This is a genomic window from Herbaspirillum sp. WGmk3, from assembly GCF_023952535.1.
Classification (GTDB): domain Bacteria; phylum Pseudomonadota; class Gammaproteobacteria; order Burkholderiales; family Burkholderiaceae_D; genus Herbaspirillum; species Herbaspirillum huttiense.
Genome location: NZ_JAKYWT010000005.1, coordinates 585765 through 607429, shown reverse-complemented (window position 1 = coordinate 607429; position 21665 = coordinate 585765). Strand labels below are relative to the sequence as shown.

At 61.8% G+C, this 21665-nt stretch carries 25 protein-coding genes and 1 pseudogene; 16 read left to right on the top strand and 10 right to left on the bottom strand.

Features of this window, described 5'->3' with window-relative positions; genetic code table 11:
- Positions 1-488 (bottom strand): annotated as a pseudogene (locus tag MKD49_RS21330) (NAD(P)(+) transhydrogenase (Re/Si-specific) subunit alpha); the annotation flags it as partial.
- Positions 489-654: 166 nt separating this feature from the next.
- Between MKD49_RS21330 and MKD49_RS21325 the strand changes: the two are divergent.
- The 9 genes from MKD49_RS21325 (at position 655) to bfr (ending at position 6114) form a co-directional block, all read left to right on the top strand.
- On the top strand, positions 655-1143 hold the full coding sequence (locus tag MKD49_RS21325) for an NUDIX hydrolase (RefSeq protein WP_252697289.1): 489 nt from the start codon (positions 655-657) through the stop codon (positions 1141-1143).
- A gap of 56 nt (positions 1144-1199) precedes the next feature.
- Positions 1200-2306, top strand: coding sequence for a tRNA 2-thiouridine(34) synthase MnmA (gene mnmA / locus MKD49_RS21320; protein ID WP_039785924.1), 1107 nt, complete (start codon positions 1200-1202; stop codon positions 2304-2306).
- Between the two features lie 219 nt (positions 2307-2525).
- The gene (gene hemP / locus MKD49_RS21315; RefSeq protein ID WP_008325641.1) at positions 2526-2714 is read left to right on the top strand and encodes a hemin uptake protein HemP; all 189 of its coding nucleotides are present in this window, start codon (positions 2526-2528) and stop codon (positions 2712-2714) included.
- Between the two features lie 98 nt (positions 2715-2812).
- Positions 2813-3133 (top strand): hypothetical protein, encoded by a 321-nt coding sequence (locus MKD49_RS21310; protein WP_088754613.1) that lies wholly within the window; start codon positions 2813-2815, stop codon positions 3131-3133.
- Positions 3134-3179: 46 nt separating this feature from the next.
- A complete protein-coding gene (locus MKD49_RS21305) occupies positions 3180-3407 on the top strand; it encodes a bacterioferritin-associated ferredoxin (RefSeq protein WP_034332014.1) in 228 nt (75 codons plus the stop codon).
- Positions 3408-3416: 9 nt separating this feature from the next.
- A complete protein-coding gene (locus MKD49_RS21300) occupies positions 3417-4115 on the top strand; it encodes an energy transducer TonB (protein ID WP_034332015.1) in 699 nt (232 codons plus the stop codon).
- A 95-nt stretch (positions 4116-4210) separates the two neighbouring features.
- Positions 4211-4942, top strand: a complete 732-nt coding sequence (locus MKD49_RS21295) for a MotA/TolQ/ExbB proton channel family protein (RefSeq protein WP_252697288.1) — start codon at positions 4211-4213, stop codon at positions 4940-4942.
- The gene (locus MKD49_RS21290) at positions 4942-5358 is read left to right on the top strand and encodes a biopolymer transporter ExbD (protein ID WP_034332017.1); all 417 of its coding nucleotides are present in this window, start codon (positions 4942-4944) and stop codon (positions 5356-5358) included. Before MKD49_RS21295 ends, MKD49_RS21290 begins: the two co-directional genes overlap by 1 nt.
- A gap of 276 nt (positions 5359-5634) precedes the next feature.
- The gene (bfr, locus tag MKD49_RS21285; RefSeq protein ID WP_008325625.1) at positions 5635-6114 is read left to right on the top strand and encodes a bacterioferritin; all 480 of its coding nucleotides are present in this window, start codon (positions 5635-5637) and stop codon (positions 6112-6114) included.
- 108 nt (positions 6115-6222) lie between these two features.
- On the opposite strand, the gene MKD49_RS21280 is transcribed toward bfr, so the two are convergent.
- Positions 6223-6837: a glutathione S-transferase family protein gene (locus tag MKD49_RS21280; protein ID WP_252697287.1), complete on the bottom strand. Its 615-nt coding sequence runs from the start codon at positions 6835-6837 to the stop codon at positions 6223-6225.
- Between the two features lie 241 nt (positions 6838-7078).
- Between MKD49_RS21280 and purB the strand changes: the two genes are divergently transcribed.
- From purB to MKD49_RS21250, 6 genes are all read left to right on the top strand, one after another.
- Positions 7079-8446, top strand: coding sequence for an adenylosuccinate lyase (purB, locus tag MKD49_RS21275; protein WP_034332021.1), 1368 nt, complete (start codon positions 7079-7081; stop codon positions 8444-8446).
- Positions 8447-8751: 305 nt separating this feature from the next.
- Complete coding sequence (locus MKD49_RS21270) at positions 8752-9276, top strand: cytochrome b (RefSeq protein ID WP_039786260.1); 525 nt, start codon at positions 8752-8754, stop codon at positions 9274-9276.
- Between the two features lie 64 nt (positions 9277-9340).
- Positions 9341-9913: a YceI family protein gene (locus MKD49_RS21265; protein WP_252697286.1), complete on the top strand. Its 573-nt coding sequence runs from the start codon at positions 9341-9343 to the stop codon at positions 9911-9913.
- A gap of 120 nt (positions 9914-10033) precedes the next feature.
- Positions 10034-10606: a YceI family protein gene (locus MKD49_RS21260; RefSeq protein WP_034332026.1), complete on the top strand. Its 573-nt coding sequence runs from the start codon at positions 10034-10036 to the stop codon at positions 10604-10606.
- Positions 10607-10826: 220 nt separating this feature from the next.
- Positions 10827-11462 (top strand): pyridoxamine 5'-phosphate oxidase, encoded by a 636-nt coding sequence (gene pdxH, locus MKD49_RS21255; RefSeq protein ID WP_034332028.1) that lies wholly within the window; start codon positions 10827-10829, stop codon positions 11460-11462.
- Positions 11463-11521: 59 nt separating this feature from the next.
- Complete coding sequence (locus MKD49_RS21250; RefSeq protein WP_252697285.1) at positions 11522-12730, top strand: class I SAM-dependent methyltransferase; 1209 nt, start codon at positions 11522-11524, stop codon at positions 12728-12730.
- Between the two features lie 102 nt (positions 12731-12832).
- Here MKD49_RS21250 and msrA read toward each other — a convergent pair whose 3' ends face one another.
- Complete coding sequence (gene msrA, locus MKD49_RS21245; RefSeq protein ID WP_252697284.1) at positions 12833-13366, bottom strand: peptide-methionine (S)-S-oxide reductase MsrA; 534 nt, start codon at positions 13364-13366, stop codon at positions 12833-12835.
- 205 nt (positions 13367-13571) lie between these two features.
- On the opposite strand from msrA, the gene MKD49_RS21240 reads away from it, so the two are divergent.
- Entirely contained in the window at positions 13572-14081 is a 510-nt protein-coding gene (locus MKD49_RS21240; protein ID WP_034339252.1) for a flavin reductase family protein, read from the top strand.
- Positions 14082-14173: 92 nt separating this feature from the next.
- Here MKD49_RS21240 and MKD49_RS21235 read toward each other — a convergent pair whose 3' ends face one another.
- The 7 genes from MKD49_RS21235 to pyk form a co-directional block, all read right to left on the bottom strand.
- On the bottom strand, positions 14174-14923 hold the full coding sequence (locus MKD49_RS21235; protein WP_121043043.1) for an OmpW family protein: 750 nt from the start codon (positions 14921-14923) through the stop codon (positions 14174-14176).
- Positions 14924-15321: 398 nt separating this feature from the next.
- A complete protein-coding gene (locus tag MKD49_RS21230; RefSeq protein ID WP_252697283.1) occupies positions 15322-16377 on the bottom strand; it encodes an L-threonylcarbamoyladenylate synthase in 1056 nt (351 codons plus the stop codon).
- Positions 16378-16389: 12 nt separating this feature from the next.
- On the bottom strand, positions 16390-17595 hold the full coding sequence (locus MKD49_RS21225) for a 5-(carboxyamino)imidazole ribonucleotide synthase (protein ID WP_252697282.1): 1206 nt from the start codon (positions 17593-17595) through the stop codon (positions 16390-16392).
- The gene (purE, locus tag MKD49_RS21220; protein ID WP_034331809.1) at positions 17592-18089 is read right to left on the bottom strand and encodes a 5-(carboxyamino)imidazole ribonucleotide mutase; all 498 of its coding nucleotides are present in this window, start codon (positions 18087-18089) and stop codon (positions 17592-17594) included. The genes MKD49_RS21225 and purE overlap by 4 nt, the downstream gene beginning before the upstream one ends.
- Before the next feature lie 12 nt (positions 18090-18101).
- Entirely contained in the window at positions 18102-18998 is an 897-nt protein-coding gene (locus tag MKD49_RS21215) for a phosphoribosylaminoimidazolesuccinocarboxamide synthase (protein WP_134135463.1), read from the bottom strand.
- 102 nt (positions 18999-19100) lie between these two features.
- A complete protein-coding gene (gene fba, locus MKD49_RS21210; protein ID WP_006461735.1) occupies positions 19101-20165 on the bottom strand; it encodes a class II fructose-bisphosphate aldolase in 1065 nt (354 codons plus the stop codon).
- 26 nt (positions 20166-20191) lie between these two features.
- Entirely contained in the window at positions 20192-21625 is a 1434-nt protein-coding gene (gene pyk, locus MKD49_RS21205; RefSeq protein ID WP_252697281.1) for a pyruvate kinase, read from the bottom strand.
- Between the last annotated feature and the right edge of the window lie 40 nt (positions 21626-21665).

Genomic DNA, 21665 nt, shown 5'->3' with positions numbered 1-21665 from the left:
TTGACGGTACCGGCGGCGGTCATCAGCATGGGCATGAAGCGTTGATAGGTATTGGCGGCCATCAGCACGGCCTTGTAGCCGGCAATGTTGGCCTGCGAGGACAGCACGTCCAGCGATTGCGCACGGGTGGTGCGGGGCGCGGCTTCGAGAGCGAAGGCGGTCAGGCCGGCGGCGGCCATGGCGGCGATGTTGTCGGCATCGAAGGGGTTCAACATGCCGATGACCACGGTACCCGGTTGCAGGCGAGCGCGTTCGGCCTCATCGGGGGCGCGCACCTTGAGCAGGATCTCGGCGGTATAGACCGCTTCGGCACTGCCGATGCTGGCGCCGACGGCCACATAGGCCTCGTCAGGAATGCTGGATTTGACCCCGGCGCCGGACTCCACCATCACTTCGTGCCGGGCCGCCACCAGTTTCTTGACGGTTTCGGGGGTGGCGGCGACACGGGTTTCTCCGTCCCGGCTTTCGGCGGGGATCGCTATCCTCATTCCTGACTCCTTTTTTGTGGATTCTTGGCCCAATCTTACACGACTCGCCTTGTCCGGCGAGAAATTGGCGGACAGGCAAGAAAGCCCGGCGATCCCTTGCCGTGGCGGCTCGCGCGCTGAAGAGTCGGCCCTGACAGGGTAAAATGGCGGATTCACGAGGTCATCTATGTCTGAAGTCTGGAAACCCTCTGTCACCGTAGCCGCCATCATCGAGCGCGACGGCCGCTTCCTGATGGTGGAAGAGCACAGCGCCGGCGGACTGCGCATCAACCAGCCGGCCGGCCACCTGGAACCGGGCGAGTCCCTGATCGAGGCCGCCGTACGCGAAACGCTGGAAGAATCGGCGCATGTCTTCACACCGACGGCGCTGGTGGGGACTTATCTTTCACGCAACGTCTCGTCCTCGCGCGGCGGCCTGTCGGTCACCTACCTGCGCTTTGCCTTTGCGGGAACGGTCGGCGAAGCCCTGGACCGGCCGCTGGACGAGGGCATCGTGCGGGCCGTCTGGATGACACGCGACGAACTGGCCGCCTGCGCCGAACGACATCGCAGCCCGTTGGTGTTGCGTTGCGTGGACGATTACCTGGCCGGCCAGCGCGCACCGCTGGAACTGGTGCATACGGATCCCAGCGCCATCGGCGCCCTGCCCGGCTGACTCGGGCGCATCACTTGGCGGACCTCTTTACGAGGGCCGCATTGAACGGAAACAACATGAGCAAGAAAAGAGTAGTCATCGGCATGTCGGGCGGCGTGGATTCGTCGGTTTCGGCATGGCTGCTGAAGGAGCAAGGCTATGAGGTCATCGGCCTGTTCATGAAGAATTGGGAAGACGACGACGATTCGGAATACTGTTCCACCCGGGAAGACTGGATCGACGCGGTCAGCGTGGCCGATGTGGTCGGGGTGGATATCGAGGCAGTGAATTTTGCTTCCGAGTACAAGGATCGCGTCTTTGCCGAATTCCTGCGCGAATACCAGGCCGGGCGCACGCCCAATCCTGACGTGCTGTGCAATGCCGAGATCAAGTTCAAGGCCTTCCTCGACCACGCCATGAAGCTGGGTGCCGACCTGATCGCGACCGGTCACTACGCGCGCGTGCGCCAGGGGCCGCAGGGCGACTTCCAGTTGCTCAAGGCGCTCGACGCCAGCAAGGACCAGAGCTATTTCCTGCATCGCCTGAACCAGGAGCAGCTCTCGCGCACGGTGTTCCCCCTGGGCGAGATCCACAAGACCGAAGTGCGCAAGATTGCCGAGCAGCTGCAACTGCCAAACGCGAAGAAGAAGGACTCGACCGGCATCTGCTTCATCGGCGAGCGCCCTTTCCGTGAATTCCTGAACCGCTACCTTTCCTACAAGCCCGGCCCCATCAAGACCGCCGACGGCCAGACCGTGGGCGAGCACGTGGGCCTGTCCTTCTATACGCTGGGCCAGCGCAAGGGGATCGGCATCGGTGGCCTGAAGGCGCACCAGAATGCCGATGGCCATGGCGATGCCTGGTACGTGGCCCGCAAGGACGTGGAAAACAACACCCTCTACATCGTCCAGGGGCATGACCACCCCTGGCTGCTCTCGCCGACCCTCTCGGCCGGCCAGATCAGCTGGGTGGCAGGCCATGCGCCGCAACTGCCGGCCTTGTCGGCCAAGACGCGCTATCGCCAGGCGGATGTTCCCTGTGGTTTTGCCGATGCCGGCAGCAGCTTCTCGCTGGCCTTCGACACCCCGCAATGGGCGGTCACGCCGGGCCAGTCGGCAGTGCTCTATGACGGCGACGTCTGCCTGGGGGGCGGCATCATCGAAAGCGGCGCACTGCCGGATTAAGATTTCATAGAGGCAACTATCGGATGCCCCGCGCGCGATCTTCGCGCCGGGGCCTTTTCTTTTGGGCAAGCTTGACAGCCTTGATAGGCTGGAAGTGTTTCCTGCACGACCCTAAATGATAAAAATTATCAATCACACCGATAAAAGGGCTTGCAATCCCGCCGCAAATCGCAAATAATCTAAATAAGAATTGTTCGCATTTAATAGGAGGTGATTGTAATGAGCCAACTGAACGACAACAGCATGGACCGTCGCAACAAGCCGGGCACGACCGCCAACGGAACGCCGATCACCCGCATCAAGAGTACGGACCTGTTCCGTCAGATGCGCGAGCTTGAGATTGATCACGGCGGTCGCATCTACAAATTGCGTCTGACCCAGCTGAACAAGCTGATCCTGACGGCGTAAGCCGGCAGTATCAAGACAAGGTGGATCCATAAACAGGCCAGCCAGCGTCGTTCGTCATGACGCACCGCCAGCCAAGCTAGCCCAGCGAGGAGAGTTTGATGGTCAACGAGAACATGACGTCCACGTTCGTGGAACCGAGCAACGCACCGGCCCAGCCTGAACTTCTGGTGTCCGCCGTGCTGCATCTGATGTCGCACTACACCGCCAACAACAGCCAGGAAACGCAGAGCTGCGTGAAGCTGGCCTCGGTGATCGAAAGACACCTCAAGGCCCTGGCGGACCTGCCCAACCTGGCACCGGTGCTGCGGGCCACCTGCCAGCAGCTGTCGGAACAATGGGCACATGTAGTGGAACGCACGATGCCGCCGCAGGAAAAATTCAACTTCTTCTCGCGCATGGTTGCAGGAGCGAGAACTTAGCCATCGTCAAGTCAAGAGCCTGATGAAGCAGGCAGCAAGGCGTAAAATGATCGTATGTGTTTGTAACAACATCTCTGAAGGCAAGATCCATCAGGCGGTCGATGCAGGCGTGTCGTCCATGGCCGAGCTGCGCAAGCAGCTTGGCGTGGGCACCTGCTGCGGCAAGTGCCATTCCTGCGCCAAGAACGTCCTGCGCGAATGCCTCAGCAGTTCCCGTCAAACACAGCAAGGTGTGCGTCCGGTAGTATTCCATCCGTCACTGGCCGCTGCCTGAACCAGATCAATGAACGCCATTTCACCGTCTCTCATGAGTGTCAGCCCACCCAGCGCCCTGATGCGCCAGGTACGCAAGATCGGCCCGCTGGGCCTGATCATCCTGTTGCACATCGCCTTTTTCTGGGCGTTGCAAAGCGGCCTGGTCCACCAGGTCGCCAGCGCCGTTCCCAAGGAAGTCATCGCCACCTTCATCGTCCCCGAGAAGGCCCCTGAGCCCGCGCCGCCCAAGGCCGAGCCGGCCCCGCCCAAGCAGGTGAAGATCGTCAAGAAGGTGGTGGCACCGCCCAAGCCGGTTCCCGTCACCGAAACGCCGGCACCAACTGCCATCACTGCACCGCCCCAGCCGCCGCAACCGGCCGCACCGGCTCCGCAGGTGGCTGCCGAACCGACGCCGGCCCCGGCCGCCCCGCCTGGCCCGGTCCTGCCCAAGCAGATCACTTCCGGCATCGAATACATCGAGAAGCCGAACCCGACGTATCCCAGCGTCTCGCGCCGCATGGGTGAAGAAGGCGTGGTGGAATTCCGCGTGACCGTCAACACCAGCGGCCGTGCCGAAAAGGTCGAGATCACCAAGTCCTCGGGCTATTCGCGGCTGGACGATGCCGCCCGCAGCGCCGTGATGCGCGCCGTCTTCAAGCCTTACATCGAGAACGGCAAGGCCATCACCGTCAGCACGGTCGGCAGCCTGGCCTTCCGCCTGAACTGAGCAAAGCATCTCGCCTGGCCGGGTCTTGCCCGGCCAGGCAGTCATTTCGTTTCATCATTCCCCTCATCTGATAGCCAAAAATAGAAGGAAACATCATGGAAGTTAGTCCGTACGGATTGGAAAGCCTCTGGGCCCAAGGCGATTTCGTTACCAAGGGCGTCGCCGTCCTGTTGCTGGCCATGTCGATCGCGTCCTGGTACGTGATCTTCACCAAGGCCTTCCAGCTGCTGCGTTTCCGCAAGGCCTCGGCTGCCGCCGGTCACCAGTTCTGGGATACCACCAGCCTGCCCGAAGGCGTGGCCACCCTGGGCCATGACAATCCCTTCGCCGAAGTCGCCAAGGCCGGTGTCACTGCCATGAGCCACCACACCGCCCACAAGGGCCACCTGCACGATCAACTGTCGGTGAGCGACTGGGTCACCCTGTCGCTGCGCCAAGCCATCGATGAAGCCTCCGGCAAGCTGCAGACCGGCATGGCCGTGCTGGCCTCGGTCGGCTCGACCGCACCGTTCGTGGGCCTGTTCGGCACCGTCTGGGGCATCTACCACGCGCTGGTCTCCATCGGCACCACCGGCCAGGCCAGCATCGACAAGGTCGCCGGCCCGGTCGGCGAAGCCCTGATCATGACCGCACTGGGCCTGGCCGTGGCCATTCCCGCCACCTTCGGCTACAACGCCCTGGTGCGCGGCAACAAGACCACCATCGCCAAGCTCAACAAGTTCGGCTTCGACCTGCACGCCCTGTTCGTCACCGGTGCCCGCGCCGCCGGTGAAGACGACCAGCCCAATGGCGGCAAGGCCAAGCTGACCGCAGTCGGGAGGGCATGATGGGTATGGGTTCCCTGTCCGATTCGGACGACGATTTCAATCCCGAGATCAACACCACGCCGCTGGTGGACGTGATGCTGGTCTTGCTGATCATCTTCATCATCACCATCCCGGTGATGAACCATGCGGTCAAGATCGACCTGCCCAAGGCCAGCAGCCAGCCGGACCAGGTCAAGCCGGAAAGCATCAACCTGTCCATCGATGCGGCCGGCAACGTGTTCTGGAATGAAGAAAAGATCGACAGCAGCGAACTGAGCGCCCGCATCGCCGTGGCCGCCCAGAAGCAGCCGCAACCGGAAATGCACCTGCGCGCCGAGCGCACCACCCAGTATGAAAAGGTGGCGCAGGTGATGTCGGCGGCGCAGTCTGGTGGGCTGACCAAGATCGGTTTCGTGACGGATCCTGACAAGAAATAAACTTCAGCAGTCGCTAAACCCAAGGGAGGTGCCACCCCGGCACTTCCCGGCAAGCCCTGCCCCACGGGCCTGCAACCGAAAACCTCCCTCGCCTGGCGACGGAGGTTTTTTGCTTTTTCCTTCATACGCCAACCAAAGTAAGAATGATTACCGATAATTCTTGCTGAACAATGCAGGCATCTGGACTATGATCCGTCGGTCCGCGGTCAGGCAGCTATACAGTCACCCATAATTAACGCGGTTTTCCTCTTACATCAATTTTTAAAGGTAATCCCCATGAAAGGCGATCCCGCAGTCATCAAGTTGCTCAATGCTCAACTGACCAATGAGCTCACGGCCATCAACCAGTACTTCCTGCATGCCCGCATGTACAAGCACTGGGGCCTGGACAAGATCGGTGCCAAGGAATACGCCGAATCCATCGGCGAAATGAAGCACGCTGACAAGCTGATCGACCGCATCCTGATGCTGGACGGCTTGCCCAACCTGCAGGCGCTGCACAAGCTGATGATCGGCGAGAACACCCAGGAAATGCTGCAGTGTGACCTGAAGCTGGAGCAGGCTGCCCACAAGACCGTCAAGGAAGGCATCGCCACCTGCGAACAGCATGGCGATTACGTCTCGCGCGAACTGTTCCAGATGATCCTGGACGACACCGAAGAACACATCGACTGGCTGGAAACCCAACTGGACCTGATCGACAAGGTCGGTATCCAGAATTACCTGCAAAGCCAGATGTCCCCGGCCAGCGAGTAATCGCAAGCAGTCCAAGGCAAACAAAAAGCGCGCTCCTCGGAGCGCGCTTTTTACGTCATCACCAAACTTGGTGAAAGACCGATGGCGAAGGGCCCATGGCCCTGCACCTCACAGATGCGGTACGGTTTCCTTGAAGCTGGCCCGTTCCGACACCTTGTCGAACAGCCGTGACAGTTGCGGATAATCCTCGCGCCAGGCCAGGTCCGGGAAGCGGAACGCCAGCCACCCCAGCGCACAGCCCACGGCCACGTCTGCCAGGGTGTAATGGTTGCCCACGCAGAAGGGCTTTTCGCCCAGGCCATCGGCCATCGCCTTCAACGAAGCTTCCACCTTGCTCCACTGGCGCTTGATCCATTCCGGGCTCTGCTGCTTGGTCGGACGCAGGGTCTTTTCCAAGCGCACCAGCACGGCCGCATCCAGGGCGCCATCGGCCAGCGCTTCCCAGCACTTGATCTCGGCGCGCTCGCGGCCATTGGGCGGCAGCAGCTTGCCGACCGGCGTCAGGGTGTCGAGATATTCGACGATCACCCGCGAATCGAACATGGCACCGCCATCATCCATCAGCAGGCAGGGCACCTTGCCCAGCGGATTGCTTTCCTGGATGGTGGTCGATGCACTCCAGACATCTTCCAGGATGAATTCGTAATCGATCTTTTTTTCGGCCATCACGACGCGCACCTTGCGCACGAACGGACTGGCATTGGAGCCGATGAGTTTTAGCATAGCGTGTGGAGTAATAATCTCATTCGATTATAACATTCGCATTTCCTGACAAATTTATGAAGAATCGCGCCAGGAACGGAATGCAACGGTCCATCAGGACTGGGCCGGACGGGAAAATTGGGCCAGCCGGCGTGCCGATGGTAAAATGCCGGGCTCAGGCGATTCGGGTTTTGGCATAAAAGCCTGCCAAAACTCGCCAATCTTCAGTCAACGCATCTCTTCCGTTTCCATCGTTTCCATCATGTCCCTCTCCGCTCTCTCGGCCCTGTCCCCGCTGGACGGCCGCTACGCCTCCAAGACCGATCAACTGCGTCCGCTGCTGTCTGAAGCGGGCTTCATGCACCATCGCGTGAAGGTCGAGATTGCCTGGCTGCAGGCGCTGTCCGAAGCTGGTTTCGCCGAGATCAAGCCGTTCTCGCCTGAGGCCCGCGCGCTGCTGGACAAGCTGGCTGCCGACTTCACCGAAGCCGACGCCGCCCGCATCAAGGAAATCGAAGCCGTCACCAACCACGACGTCAAGGCCGTGGAATACTGGCTCAAGGAACAAGTGAAGGATGTGCCCGAACTGGTGGCCGCCTCCGAATTCATTCACTTCGCCTGCACCTCCGAAGACATCAACAACACCTCGCACGGCATGATGCTCAAGGCCGCGCGCGACACCGTGCTGCTGCCCTCGCTGCAAGCCGTGATCGCCAAGCTGACCGCCCTGGCCCACGAGCACGCGGCAGTGCCGATGCTCTCGCGCACCCACGGCCAGCCGGCCAGCCCGACCACCCTGGGCAAGGAAGTGGCCAACGTCGTGGCGCGCCTGCAACGCGCCGCCAAGCGCATCGCCAGCGTCGAGATCCTGGGCAAGATGAACGGTGCCGTCGGCAACTACAACGCCCACCTGTCGGCCTATCCGCAGACCGACTGGGCGGCCTTCTCCAAGGAAGTCGTGGAAAAGCGCCTGGGCCTGACCTTCAACCCCTACACCATCCAGATCGAGCCGCACGACTACATGGCCGAACTGTTCGATGCCGTGGCCCGCACCAACACCATCCTGCTGGACCTGAACCGCGACATCTGGGGCTACATCTCCCTGGGCTACTTCAAGCAGCGCACCAAGGCCGGCGAAATCGGTTCCTCGACCATGCCGCACAAGGTCAACCCGATCGATTTTGAAAACTCCGAAGGCAACCTGGGCATGGCCAACGCCGTCCTGAAGCACCTGGCCGAGAAGCTGCCGGTGTCGCGCTGGCAGCGTGACCTGACCGACTCCACCGTGCTGCGCAACATCGGCGTGGGCTTCGGCTACACCCTGCTGGCCTACGACAGCTGCCTGCGCGGCCTGAACAAGCTGGAAGTGAATCCGCAACGCCTGGCCGACGACCTCGACGCCACCTGGGAAGTGCTGGCCGAGCCGGTGCAGACCGTCATGCGCCGCTATGGCATCGAAAATCCGTATGAGCAGCTGAAGGAACTGACCCGCGGCAAGGGCATTTCCAAAGACGCGCTGCGCGACTTCATCAATGGCCTGGCCATCCCGCAAGAAGCCAAGGACCACCTCCTGGCCATGACCCCGGCCAACTACATCGGTACCGCCGTGGAACTGGCCAAGCAGATCTGATAGTTCATATCAACGATCAGCAAAATGCACGAATGGCGCACAGCAATGTGCGCCATTTTTCATTTGTGCGGCCACAATCCTGAATCATTGTTAGGATTACTCGCAAAAACGGATGGCTGAAGTGCCATTTCGGCGAGTAATGCGAGCAGCGAAAGCTCTTTATACTCAGCAGGGTCAAAAAGAGTGGCATGATCGCTTGCCGCCCGGAATCTTTGCGGATTTCGCGACGCCAGCCCGGCCTGCCCGCCCTGCAGAACCATTGCAGAGCCAGCCGCTCCAAACGCCACCCACGCTCGCCACATCCTATGGAACGCTACACCAAACCCGCCGTGCTGCTGCACTGGCTGATTGCCCTGTTGATCATCTCCGCCTTCGGCCTGGGGCTGACCATGGTCGACATTCCCGGCCTGACCCCAACCAAGCTGAAGTATTTTTCCTGGCACAAGTGGCTGGGGGTGACCGTACTGGCGCTGGTCTGCGTTCGCCTGCTGTGGCGCCTCACGCACAAGGCCCCGGCCTATCCGGCGAACATGCCGGGCTGGCAACAGTCGGCGGCACACGGGCTGCACCTGGGCCTGTACGTGCTGATGTTCGCCATTCCCGTCTCCGGCTATTTCTACAGCCTGGCCGCCGGCGTACCGGTGGTCTACCTGGGCGTAGTGCCGCTGCCGGTGCTGATTGCCCCGAATCCGGAGTGGAAGCCGCTGCTCAAGGCCACCCACTACTGGCTCAACATGACCCTGCTGGCCGCCTTTGCCCTGCACGTGCTGGCCGCGCTCAAGCATCAGTTCATCGATCGTGACAATATCTTCAAACGCATGCTGCCCTGATCCCCTGCACGCCGCACGCTACGCAAGATCATTCATATTGCTCGTTTTTTTTACGGAACCCGACATGACCTCCACTCGCTCCACCCGCTTCCTCAAACCCACTCTGCTGGCCTTGGCCGCTGCTGCCTTCACCCTCTCCGCCCAAGCAGCCCCGCTGAAGGTGGATGCCGCCAAGAGCAGCGTCACTGCCACCTTCAAGCAGCTCAACGTCCCGGTCGATGCCAAGTTCAAGAAATTCAACGCCACCATCGACTTCGACGCGGCCAAGCCGGAACAAGGCAAGGCGTCGGTGGAGATCGACGTCGCCAGCTTCGACCTGGGTGAAGCCGAGTACAACAAGGAAGTGCAAAAGAAGGAATGGTTCAACGCCGCCCAATACCCCAAGGCCAGCTTCGTGGCCAGCAGCATCAAGGCCGCTGGCGCCGGCAAATATGACGTGGCCGGCAAGCTGACCATCAAGGGCAAGAGCACCGATGTCAGCTTCCCGCTGACCGTCAAGAAGGACGGAGCCGCCCAGGTCTTCGACGGTGCCCTGCCCATCAAGCGTCTGACCTACAACGTCGGTGAAGGCGAGTGGAAGGATACCGGCATGGTGGCCGATGAAGTGACGATCAAGTTCCACATCGTGGCCCAGTAATTCGTAGCAACAGCATCAGCAGCCTCAACAACATCAATAAAAGTCGTTCCGCGCCATGACGCACCGCCCTGCAAGGGGCGGGCTCCCCTGCGGTTTTTTTCACTCAAGGAATCCAAACAAATGAAACTGAATCACCTCCTGCTCGCCCTGGTCGCCGCCGGTGCCGCCGTCTCCGCCAACGCTGCCGACACCTACAGCATCGACCCCAGCCACACCTACCCCAGCTTCGAAGCGGACCACATGGGCGTGTCCATCTGGCGCGGCAAGTTCGACAAGACCAGCGGCACCGTGACCCTGGATCGCGCCGCCAAGACCGGCACCGTCGACATCACCATCGATACCGCCTCCATCGACTTCGGCATGGCCAAGATGAACGATCACGCCAAGAGCGCCGACATGTTCGACGTCGCCAAGTACCCGACCGCCCAATACAAGGGCAACATCAAGTTCAACGGCGACAAGCCGGCCACCGTCGAAGGCGAACTGACCCTGCACGGCGTGACCAAGCCGGTCACCCTGACCCTGAACAAGTTCACCTGCATCCAGCACCCGATGCTCAAGCGTGAAGTGTGCGGCGGCGATGCGTCGGCCTCCTTCAACCGCGCCGACTTCGGTATCGACTACGGTGCCAAGTATGGTTTCTCGATGGAGACCAAGCTGGCCATCCAGGTCGAAGCCGTCAAGACCAACTGATCCTGCCCGCGCTTGCCTGAAGCGGCCGGACCTGGTCCGGCCCCGGCAAACCACGAAAGCCGATGCGATAATGCATCGGCTTTTTTATTGGCGCGCCTTGCTTGCGATCATGGAGCAAGCGGCCGCCAGGCCGCACAATGGCTCGCATTCGCCGTTTTGCTGCTCTGCAAAACATTTTGAAACGCGCTAATCTAGCGCCACTCCCCAAGGAGCAAGAAGCATGTCGTTAGCTGACCTACGTAAAGACTACAGCCGCGCCAGTTTGTCCGAACTCGACACTGCCGCCGATCCCGTTGACCAGTTTGCAGTCTGGTTCGACGAAGCGACCAAGGCGCAGATCCCCGAGCCCAACGCCATGAGCGTGGCCACCGTGGGGGCTGATGGACGGCCGTCGTCGCGCATCGTGCTGATCAAGCAGTTCGATCAGCTGGGCTTTACCTGGTTTACCAATTACGACAGCCGCAAGGGCGTCGATGTGGCGGAGAATCCGTACGTGGCGCTGCTGTTCCACTGGGTCGAACTTGAACGCCAGGTCCGCATCGAAGGAAAGATCGAGCGCGTGACAAAGGAAGAGAGCGACGCGTACTTCTACAGTCGCCCTCTGGCCAGCCAGCTCGGCGCGATCGCCTCGCAGCAGAGCCGGACCGTGGCCAGCCGCGAGACGCTGGAACAGCAATATGAAGCAACCAAGCAGCAATTCGGGGACCACCCGACCCGCCCGGAACATTGGGGCGGCTACCGGGTGATTCCCGATCGCATCGAATTTTGGCAAGGCCGCCCCTCCCGCATGCACGACCGCGTGCTCTACACGCGCTCCGATGATGGCCAGTGGCAACGGCAGCGCCTGCAGCCCTGAGGACATCGCACGATGCCTGGCAGGGCCGATCAGCATTCATCACTGACGCGGAGGACATCGTGTTTTGGGAAAAGAAGCTAGACGCCTGGGTAGAAAACATTCGCAATGTGTCGGCCCTGCCACTGCGGCTGGAGCTGTGGAACGGACAGCATTACGACTTCAGCAGCGGTACGCCTGAAGTCACGCTCAAGGTTCCGCACGCTTCAGCCATCACTTCACTGCTCAAGCCGTCGCTGGCCAACCTGGGCGAGGCCTACGTCGAAGGCAAGATCGAGGTCGAGGGCAAGGTCAAGAGCATCATCCAGGTCGCCAACGGTCTGGCTTCCAACACCCTCAAGGCCGAGGGCCGGCTGGGCCGCATGGTGCGCAGCGTGACGCACACCAAAAAGCGGGACGCCGAAGCCATCCAGTATCACTACGACGTTTCCAACGATTTCTACAAGCTGTTCCTGGACGAGAACATGGTGTATTCCTGCGCCTACTTCGAGAACGGCGACGAGGATCTCGCCACGGCCCAGCTCAAGAAGATCGACCACATCCTGGAGAAGATCCAGCTCAAGCCCGGCCACACATTGCTCGACATCGGCTGCGGCTGGGGTGCGCTGGTCTTGCGGGCGGCGCAGAAATTCGGTGCGCGCTGCGTGGGCGTGACGCTTTCCAGGAACCAGTACGCCCTGGCGCGCGAGCGGGTGGAAGCGGCCGGGCTCGGCGACCGCATCGAGATTCGCCTGCAGGACTACCGTGACGTCACCGGCACCTTTGACCGCATCACCTCGGTGGGCATGTTCGAGCATGTGGGCATCAAGAATTTGCCGACGTATTTTGCCCAGATCAGGAAGCTGCTGGCCGATGGCGGCATGGCCATGAACCACGGCATCACCAGCACCGACATCGAGAATGGCGAGTCGCCCTATGGGGCCGGTGAATTCATCGACAAGTACGTATTCCCCGCCGGCGAACTGCCGCACATCAGCACGGTGCTGCGGACCATGCAGGAAGGCGGCCTGGAAGCCTTCGACGTCGAAAACCTGCGACGCCACTATGCCCGCACCTGCAGCCTGTGGGCCGACAATTTCGAAGCCAACGCCGACGCCATCCACCGCGTGACCGACGAGAAGCGCTACCGTATCTGGCGCGTTTACCTGGCCGGCAGCGCCTACGGTTTCGAACGCGACTGGATCTCGCTGTATCAGGTCATCTGCATCAAGGCCGGCCGCAGCGCACAGCAGCTGCCGTGGTCGCGCAAGTACATCTACGCACAACAATAAGCATTCGCCAGCCCCATCAAGCAACGGGCCTGCCCTTTCTTGGGCAGGCCCGTTGTGCGTTGTACGCCTTGTACGTGGAACCTCGTCACACGCAGCGGGAATTTATTCCGGCTTGCTCTTCTCGGCAAACACCTCCCGCAGCTTAGCCACCTTGGGCGCCACCACGAAGGCGCAGTAGCCCTGGAAGGGATGCTGCACGAAGTAGTTCTGGTGATAGTCCTCGGCGCGATAGTAGGTCTGCGGCGGCGACAGTTCGGTCACGATGGGCGCATCCCACACCAGGGCCATCTCGGCGATGATGTGGCTGGCCGTCTCGTGCTGGGTCTCGTCCTGATAGTAGATGACTGAACGATACTGCGTACCGACGTCATTGCCCTGGCGGTTCAGCGTGGTCGGGTCATGGATGGTGAAGAAAATTTCCAGAATCTCGCGGAAGCTGATCTGCTGCGGATCGAAGGCCAGCTTGACCACTTCCGCATGCCCGGTCTGGCCGCCGCACACCTGCTCGTAGCTGGGATTGACCACACTGCCGCCGGTATAGCCGGACTCCACCGACTGCACGCCCTTGACCTGCTGGTACACCGCTTCCAGGCACCAGAAGCAGCCGCCGCCGAGTACTGCAATTTCCGTGGCCATGATGTTCTCCCGTTAAGTTGCTTGTTATAAAACTTTACTCCAATTCAGCACCTCAAGTGAGGCCGATGTGAAGCATTCTCAAGCCATCCAAGCCCAGCCCGCACGGCAAGACTGCCCGCGATCCGTTATCATGTGCATCTCCGCGCATTGACCGGCTGGCCGCAAGGCGCCCGCCGCAGCGCTTCGACCTCCAAGCAGACTCCCGATGCACACACGCTTTCCCCGCGCCGAAGCGCGTCAGTTCGACGCGGCGCATTTCCGCCAGGCCCTGTCGCAGTTCGCCACGGGCGTCACCGTCATCACCACGCGGCTGGCCGATGGCAGCCTCCTGGGACTGACCGCCAGCTCCTTCAATTCGGTTTCGCTGGATCCTCCACTTGTGCTGTGGAGCCTCGGCACACGCGCCAACAGCCTGCCGGTGTTCTCCGGCAATTCGCATTACGTGATCAACATCCTCAGCGCCGAGCAGGCGCATCTGGCGCAGCAATTCGCCAGCAAGATGGAGAACCGCTTCGAAGGCGTGGCCTACACGCTCTCGCGCACCGGCCAGCCGATTCTGGATGGGGCCTCGGCCTGGTTCGAATGCCACAACCGCAGCCAGTATCCGGAAGGCGACCACGTCATCTTCGTGGGCGAGGTGGAACATTGCGAAGTCGACCCGCAGGCCGCGCTGGTCTTCCACAATGGCCGGTTCACGAAGACTGAAGCTTTCTGAACAGCGCGTCTGCTGTGCTTTGAGGCAGCTGCCCAAAAGAAAATGGCACCCGGATTGCTCCGGGTGCCATTTTTTTCAGCAGCGTTCCGGTCTTAGAACTTGTAGCCCACCGACAGGAAGCTGACGATCGGGTTGATCGTCAGGCTGGTGCTCGAGTGCGTCGTGCCACCTGCTGCAGCGGGCAGCTCGGTGGTGATGTCGGCATTGGTCTTGAGCGGGATGTAGGACACGGACAAGCCCACGGACCAGTTCTTGTCGAAGTTGTAGTTGGCACCCACGGTCAGCACCGGGGCCCACGACGAGCTCAGGGCGGCACTGGACTTGGCGCTGGTGACGGCGCCATTGGTGTACTTGCTGGAGATGGTGCGCTGGAAGTTGTTGCTCAGTTCGATGTTGTCATACCAGACATAGGTCACGCCGGCACCAACGAAGGGGCGGAAGGTGCTGTTGGCATCACCGAAGTGATACTTGGCGACGATCGCCGGGCTCCACTGCTTGGCCTGCCCGATCTGACCCACACCGGCCAGCGTGCCGGTACCGTCGAGCTTGAAGGTCGGCGGAATGCCCAGGTCGGCGGTCAGCGAGAAGTTGTCCGTCAGGAAGTGAGTGAAAGCGATGCCCAGGGTATCGGCGCTATTGACGGTTGCGCCGGAACCGGCGATCGGACCAGCGCCCGGACCGTCGTTCTTGCGCAGGGTTTCGCTGGAATCCTGGGGTGCCAGATGGAACCAGCCGAGATTGATGATATTGCTGCCCGCGGTCTGCGCCATGGCCGGTGCAGCGCACGCTGCCATCACGGACAATGCGGCGAGTTTGGGCAGGAAGGAAAATTGTTTTTGCATTGCTGTCTCCAAGAGTTGCGGGCAGTGCCCGGATTTTTTATTCCCGATGTCTGGCGATAGACGGGATTGCTGTCACGGCTGGTTACCGTTTTTCATTATTCAACGTAATCCTGCGTAACTGGTCCGTACGTGGTTTTTACGCTGACGAAACAAAAAGAACGCGCGTGCTATTCGGTGGAGATACTATGCCAGCTTTGTCACATTTTGTATAGAACATGTGAAGAGCACGATAGTGCATGTCTGCTTTTGGCAACCGCGTACTGACTGGCGAGTCAGTACTGGCATAGCAGGATGGGCGATGGCGGGAAGCACAAGTCAGCAACGTCGCACCGACCGATCATTGGCGGAGTGCCAAATGACCGGCGTTGCGGACGATCAGACTTTGGTTGAGCCGCCGTTCAGTCCTGGATCAGGCGCGCCAGCAAACCCTGCGAATCGAAGGCCGCGCGGCGCAGGCGGTCGTTGACGCCTTGCCAGTCTGCACTGAGGGGCAGAGATTCCACCACGATGAGGTCTGCGCCGGCATGGTCCATGTCGCGCAGGGCGGCATAGAGATCGTGGGCATAAGCATCGGCAGTGAGCGGCATGGGCCGGATCACTGTGACGCCGGGCACACCATCACCCCGGAATTCACGCTGGATCAACGCGACCTTCTGACCGATGCCAGCCAACTTGCCCAGGAGCGCTGGCAGCTCGGCCGACGCAACCTGCACCACCGGCGTATGCGGTGCGTAGTGCGCATCGAGCGTACCTGATGCGCGCGGTGCAGTGGCGTCGGGCGTGGCCAGGGGCACACCGAGCACGGCAGCGATACGATCCGCGCTGATCTGGCCGGGGCGCAGCAGCACCGGACCATGGGTCTCGATGCGGGACAGATCGACGATGGTGGACTCGATGCCCACTTCGCTCTGTCCGCCGTCGAGCACGTAAGCCACCGGGCTGTCGGCATTGCTGCCGAATTCCTCGCGCACGTGCTCGGCGGTGGTCGGACTGACGTGTCCGAACTTGTTGGCCGAGGGACCGGCGATGCCGCCTTTGCCGCCGCGGAATTCGCGCAGCAGCGCCTGCGCCACCGGATGCGAAGGGCAGCGCACGCCCACCGAATCCTGGCCACCGGCCACGGCATCGGGAATGTGCGCAGCGCGCTTGAGGATCAGCGTGAGCGGACCGGGCCAGAACGAGGCAATCAGGCGCCGCGCTTCCACCGGCACCGACGCGGCCCAATAGCCGATATCGGCTTCCGGTGAAACGTGCACGATCACCGGATGATTGGCAGGACGTCCCTTGGCCGCATAGATGGCAGCAATGGCGGCCGGGTTTTCGGCGTCACCGCCGAGGCCATAGACGGTCTCGGTCGGGAAGGCCACCAGTCCTCCCTGCTCCAGCTTGCGCGCGGCGTGCATGATGGCCGCGACATCGATGGGCACAGTGGAAGAAGCGCGCTTGTCGTTCATCGCCGGCCTCGCTTACAGCGTGATGCCGAGGATGGCGCAGGCGGCTGCCAGCTGGCGCTGTGCATCGGCCAGCGTGGCACCGGTGAAGGTGACATGGCCCATCTTGCGGCCCCGGCGCGCTTCCGCCTTGCCGTACAGGTGCAGGTGCGCGCCGGGCAGGGCCAGCACCTGATCCCAGGCCGGCTCGCGCTGCGCGTCCGTGTCACCCTCATACCAGACATCGCCGAGGATGTTCAGCATCACCGAGGGCGAATGCTGGCGCGTATCGCCCAGCGGCAGGCGCGCCATGGCGCGGGCTTGCTGTTCGAACTGGCTGGTGACGCAGGCATCGATGGTGTAATGGCCGCTGTTGTGCGGACGCGGGGCCATCTCGTTGACCACCAGCGCGCCATCGTCCAGCACGAAGAACTCAATGCAGAGCACACCGACGTAGTGCATCGCGCCGATGATCTGCAAGGCCGCCTGCTGCGCACGCGCAGCGGCATCGGCCTTGATGTTGGGACCGGGCACGGTGGTGGTGAAGAGGATGCCGTCACGATGCACGTTCTCGGCAATCGGATAGACCACAGCCTGGCCATCATGGCCGCGCGCCACCAGCACCGAGACTTCATAGGCCAGCGGCAGCATCTTCTCCAGCACGCAGGTCACGCCCTTCATGGCGGCGAAAGCGGCGCGCACCTCGTCGACAGTGCGCACGCGCACCTGGCCCTTGCCGTCATAACCCATGCGGGCCGTCTTGAGGATGCCCGGCAGCAGCTTGGCATCGAGACCATCGATATCGGCCTCGCTGTTGATCACCAGGTGCGGAGCCGGCAGCACGCCGGACTGCGATCCGCATTCGGTAAAGAAGGCTTTCTCGGCAGTACGGTGCTGCGCAATCGAGACGCCGGAAGCCGCCGGTGCCACGAAGGTCTGTGCTGCCAGCGTGGCCAGGCTCTTGGCCGAGACGTTCTCGAACTCGGTCGTGATGGCCGCACACAGCGCCCCCAGTTCGGCCAGCGCCGCACCATCGTCGTAGGCGGCGTTGATGAGGCGGTCCGCCACCTGCCCGGCCGGGCAGTCGGCATCGGCTTCCAGCACGGCGACCTTGAAGCCCATGCTCTGCGCCGCATGGGCGAACATGCGGCCGAGCTGGCCACCGCCCATCACGCCCAGCCAGGTGGCCGGCGTGGTCGAGGGAACGGCGGGACGAAGAGTGGAGGCGGACTGCTGGGTCATACAGGCAACTTCATGTCGAGGGCGACTTGCGTCTGGGTCTTGCGGAAGGCTTCCAGCTTTTCAGCCAGGGCCGCGTCAGTGGTGGCCAGCATGGCGATGGCCGACAGCGCCGCATTGGCGGCACCGGCTTCACCGATGGCATAGGTGGCCACCGGAATGCCCTTGGGCATCTGCACGATGGACAACAGCGAATCCTCGCCACGCAGATACTTGGAAGGCACCGGCACACCCAGCACCGGCACGATGGTCTTGGCGGCGATCATGCCCGGCAGGTGTGCAGCCCCGCCGGCACCGGCGATGATGGCGCGCAGGCCGCGCGTGCGGGCGCTCTCGGCGTAGGCGAACATCTGGTCCGGCATGCGGTGCGCGGAGATCACCTGGGCTTCGAAGGGCACGCCAAAGTCCTTCAGGATGGCGACCGCATTCTGCATCACCTCCCAGTCGGAGGACGACCCCATGACCACGCCGATCAACGGTTTGACAGTATCGTTCATGTCCGGTCCTCGTCAGTCCTTGAGCTTCTCGCCGGTAAGGCGTTCCAGCGCCTCGCGGTACTTGGCACCGGTCTTTTCGATCACATCGGCCGGAAGCGCCGGTGCCGGCGGGGTCTTCTGCCAGCCCTCGACGGTTTCCAGGTAATCGCGCACGAACTGCTTGTCGAAGGACGGCGGCGAGATGCCGACCTGGTAGCTGTCCGCCGGCCAGAAGCGCGAAGAGTCTGCAGTCAGCACTTCATCCATCAGGTGCAGCACGCCGTTGTCATCCAGGCCGAATTCGAACTTGGTATCGGCGATGATGATGCCGCGCGTGGCCGCATAGTCAGCGGCTTCCTTGTAGAGCTGGATGGCGACGTCGCGGATCTTGTGGGCCAGTTCGGTGCCGATGCGCTTTTCGGTTTCTTCGAAGCTGATGTTTTCGTCGTGTTCGCCCAGGTCGGCCTTGGCGGCCGGGGTGAAGATCGGCTGTTCCAGCTTGGAAGCCTGCTGCAGGCCGGCCGGCAGCTTGATGCCGCAGATCGCACCGGTGGCCTGGTAATCCTTCCAGCCGGAACCGATGATGTAGCCGCGCACCACGGCTTCCACCAGGATGGGCTTCAAGCGCTTGGCCACCACGGCGCGTCCGCGCACCTGCTCCACTTCGGCCGGGCTCACCACGGACTCGGGATCGACGCCGGTCAGGTGATTGGGCACGATGTGGCCCAGCTTCTCGAACCAGAAATCGCTCATCTGGTTCAGGACCTTGCCCTTGCCGGGGATCGGTTCGTTCATGATGACATCGAAGGCCGAGAGGCGATCGGTGGTCACGATCAACAGCTTGTCGTCACCGACGGCATAGTTTTCACGGACCTTGCCTGTGCCCAGCAGCGGCAGGGAAGTGATCGAGGATTTGTAGAGACTGCTCATGGTGGTCTTCTCGTAAAGTCAAAAACCGGAACCGCCATTTTCAGGGCGATTCCGGTCGGTGGGGCCTTGCGTCCGGCGTAGGCCGTTCAGCGGCTTGCGTGCTTACTGGACGATCTGCGCCAGTTCGCCGCTCTTGTACTTCTCGGCGATCTTTTCCAGCGAGACCGGCTTGATCTTGCCCGCCTGGCCTTCGCAGCCGAAGGACAGGAAACGTGCCTTGCAGACCAGCTTGGCGGCTTCGCGGGCTGGCTTCAGGTAGTCGCGCGGGTCGAACTTGGACGGGTTCTCGAACAGGTAGCGGCGGATCGCACCGGTCATGGCCAGGCGGATGTCGGTGTCGATGTTGATCTTGCGCACGCCGTGCTTGATGCCTTCCTGGATTTCTTCGACCGGCACGCCGTAGGTTTCCTTCATGTCACCGCCGAATTCGCGGATCTCGGCCAGCAGTTCCTGCGGCACCGACGAAGAACCGTGCATCACCAGGTGGGTGTTGGGGATGCGGGCGTGGATTTCCTTGATGCGATCGATGGCCAGGATGTCGCCGGTGGGCTTGCGCGAGAACTTGTAGGCACCGTGCGAAGTACCGATGGCAATCGCCAGTGCGTCGCACTGGGTGGCCTTGACGAAGTCGGCAGCCTGGTTGACGTCGGTCAGCAGCTGTTCGCGGGTCATGGTGCCGTCAGCACCGTGGCCGTCTTCCTTGTCGCCCTTCATGGTTTCCAGCGAACCCAGCACGCCCAGTTCGGCTTCGACCGTCACGCCGATGGCGTGCGAGAACTCGACCACCTTGCGCGAGACTTCGACGTTGTACTCGTAGCTGGCCACGGTCTTGCCGTCGGCTTCCAGCGAGCCATCCATCATCACGGAGGAGAAACCGGACTTGATGGCCGCCATGCAGACCGCCGGCGACTGGCCGTGATCCTGGTGCATCACCACGGGGATGTGCGGATAGGCTTCCACGGCCGCCGAGATCAGGTGGCGCAGGAAGGCTTCACCCGCGTACTTGCGGGCACCGGCGGAGGCTTGCATGATCACGGGCGCGCCGACTTCATTGGCGGCTTCCATGATGGCAGTGACCTGCTCCAGGTTGTTGACGTTGAACGCCGGCAGGCCGTAACCGTTTTCGGCGGCATGGTCCAGCAGTTGACGCATGGATACGAGAGGCATGATGAAAACTCCAGAACGATGAAAAATCAGTACTCGCCAACGCGCAGGATCTTCAGCGCATTGGTGCCGCCGACCTGGCCGATGGGCTCGCCCCAGGTCACGACGATCAGGTCACCCTTCTGTACCACGCCTTGCGCCAGCAGCAGATCCTGGGCGCCCTTCAACATGGCTTCGGTGTCGGGCGCCTGGGCCAGTTCCAGCGTATGCACGTTGCGGAACAGCGAAGCCTTGCGGCGCGTGGCGACATTGGGGGTGATCGCAAAGATCGGGATATCGATGTTGTGACGGCTCATCCACAGCGCCGTCGAACCGGATTCGGTGAGCGCAGCGATGGCCTTCACGCGCAGGTGGTGTGCAGTAAACAGCGCGCCATAGGCGATGGACTGGTCCACGCGGGTAAAGCGCAGGTTCAGGAAATCGGCGTCCAGCTGCACGTTCTCGGAGCGCTCGGCTTCCAGGCAGATGGCCGACATGGCTTCCACGGTTTCCACCGGATACTTGCCGGAGGCGGTCTCGGCCGAGGTCATCACGGCATCGGTGCCATCCAGCACGGCGTTGGCCACGTCCGAGACTTCGGCGCGGGTCGGCACGGCGTTGACGATCATGGACTCCATCATCTGGGTCGCGGTGATGGTCAGCTTGTTGGAGGCGCGCGCCATCTTGATCATGCGCTTCTGCAAACCCGGCACGGCGGCATTGCCCACTTCCACGGCCAGGTCGCCACGGGCCACCATGATGCCATCGGAGGCATCCAGGATTTCCTGCAGCAGGGGGATGGCTTCGGCGCGCTCGATCTTGGCGATCATCATCGGCTTGTGGCCGAAGGGCTCACCGGCCACGTTGGACAACTGGCGCGCCATTTCCATGTCGGTGGCGTTCTTGGGGAAGGACACGGCCACGTAATCGGCCTGGAAGCTCATGGCGGTCTTGATGTCGTCCATGTCCTTGGCGGTCAGCGCCGGTGCGGACAGGCCGCCGCCCTGGCGGTTGATGCCCTTGTTGTTGGACAGCTCGCCACCGATCTTGACCACGGTGTGGATCTCGTTGCCGATCACGCGCTCGACCTTGAGCACGATCAGGCCATCGTTCAACAGCAGGATGTCGTTGCCCTTCAGGTCACGCGGCAGAGCCTTGTAGTCCAGGCCCACCCGTTCCTGGTTGCCCATCTGGCAATCGGAATCGAGGATGAACTTGTCGCCGTTGGCCAGCATGATCTTGCCATTCTCGAACTTGCCCACGCGGATCTTGGGACCTTGCAGGTCGGCCATGATGGCGACCTTCTTGCCGCATTCGTCGGCCACTTCGCGCACCAGGGTGGCGCGGTCGATGTGGTCCTGCGGCTTGCCGTGCGAGAAATTGAGACGCACGACGTCAACGCCGGCGCGGATCATGCGGGTCAAAGTGTCACGGTCGCTGGAAGCGGGACCGATGGTGGCGACGATTTTTGTTGCTCTGGACATGAATACCTTCTGGTTGCGACTTGGTGATAGAAGCCCGCTG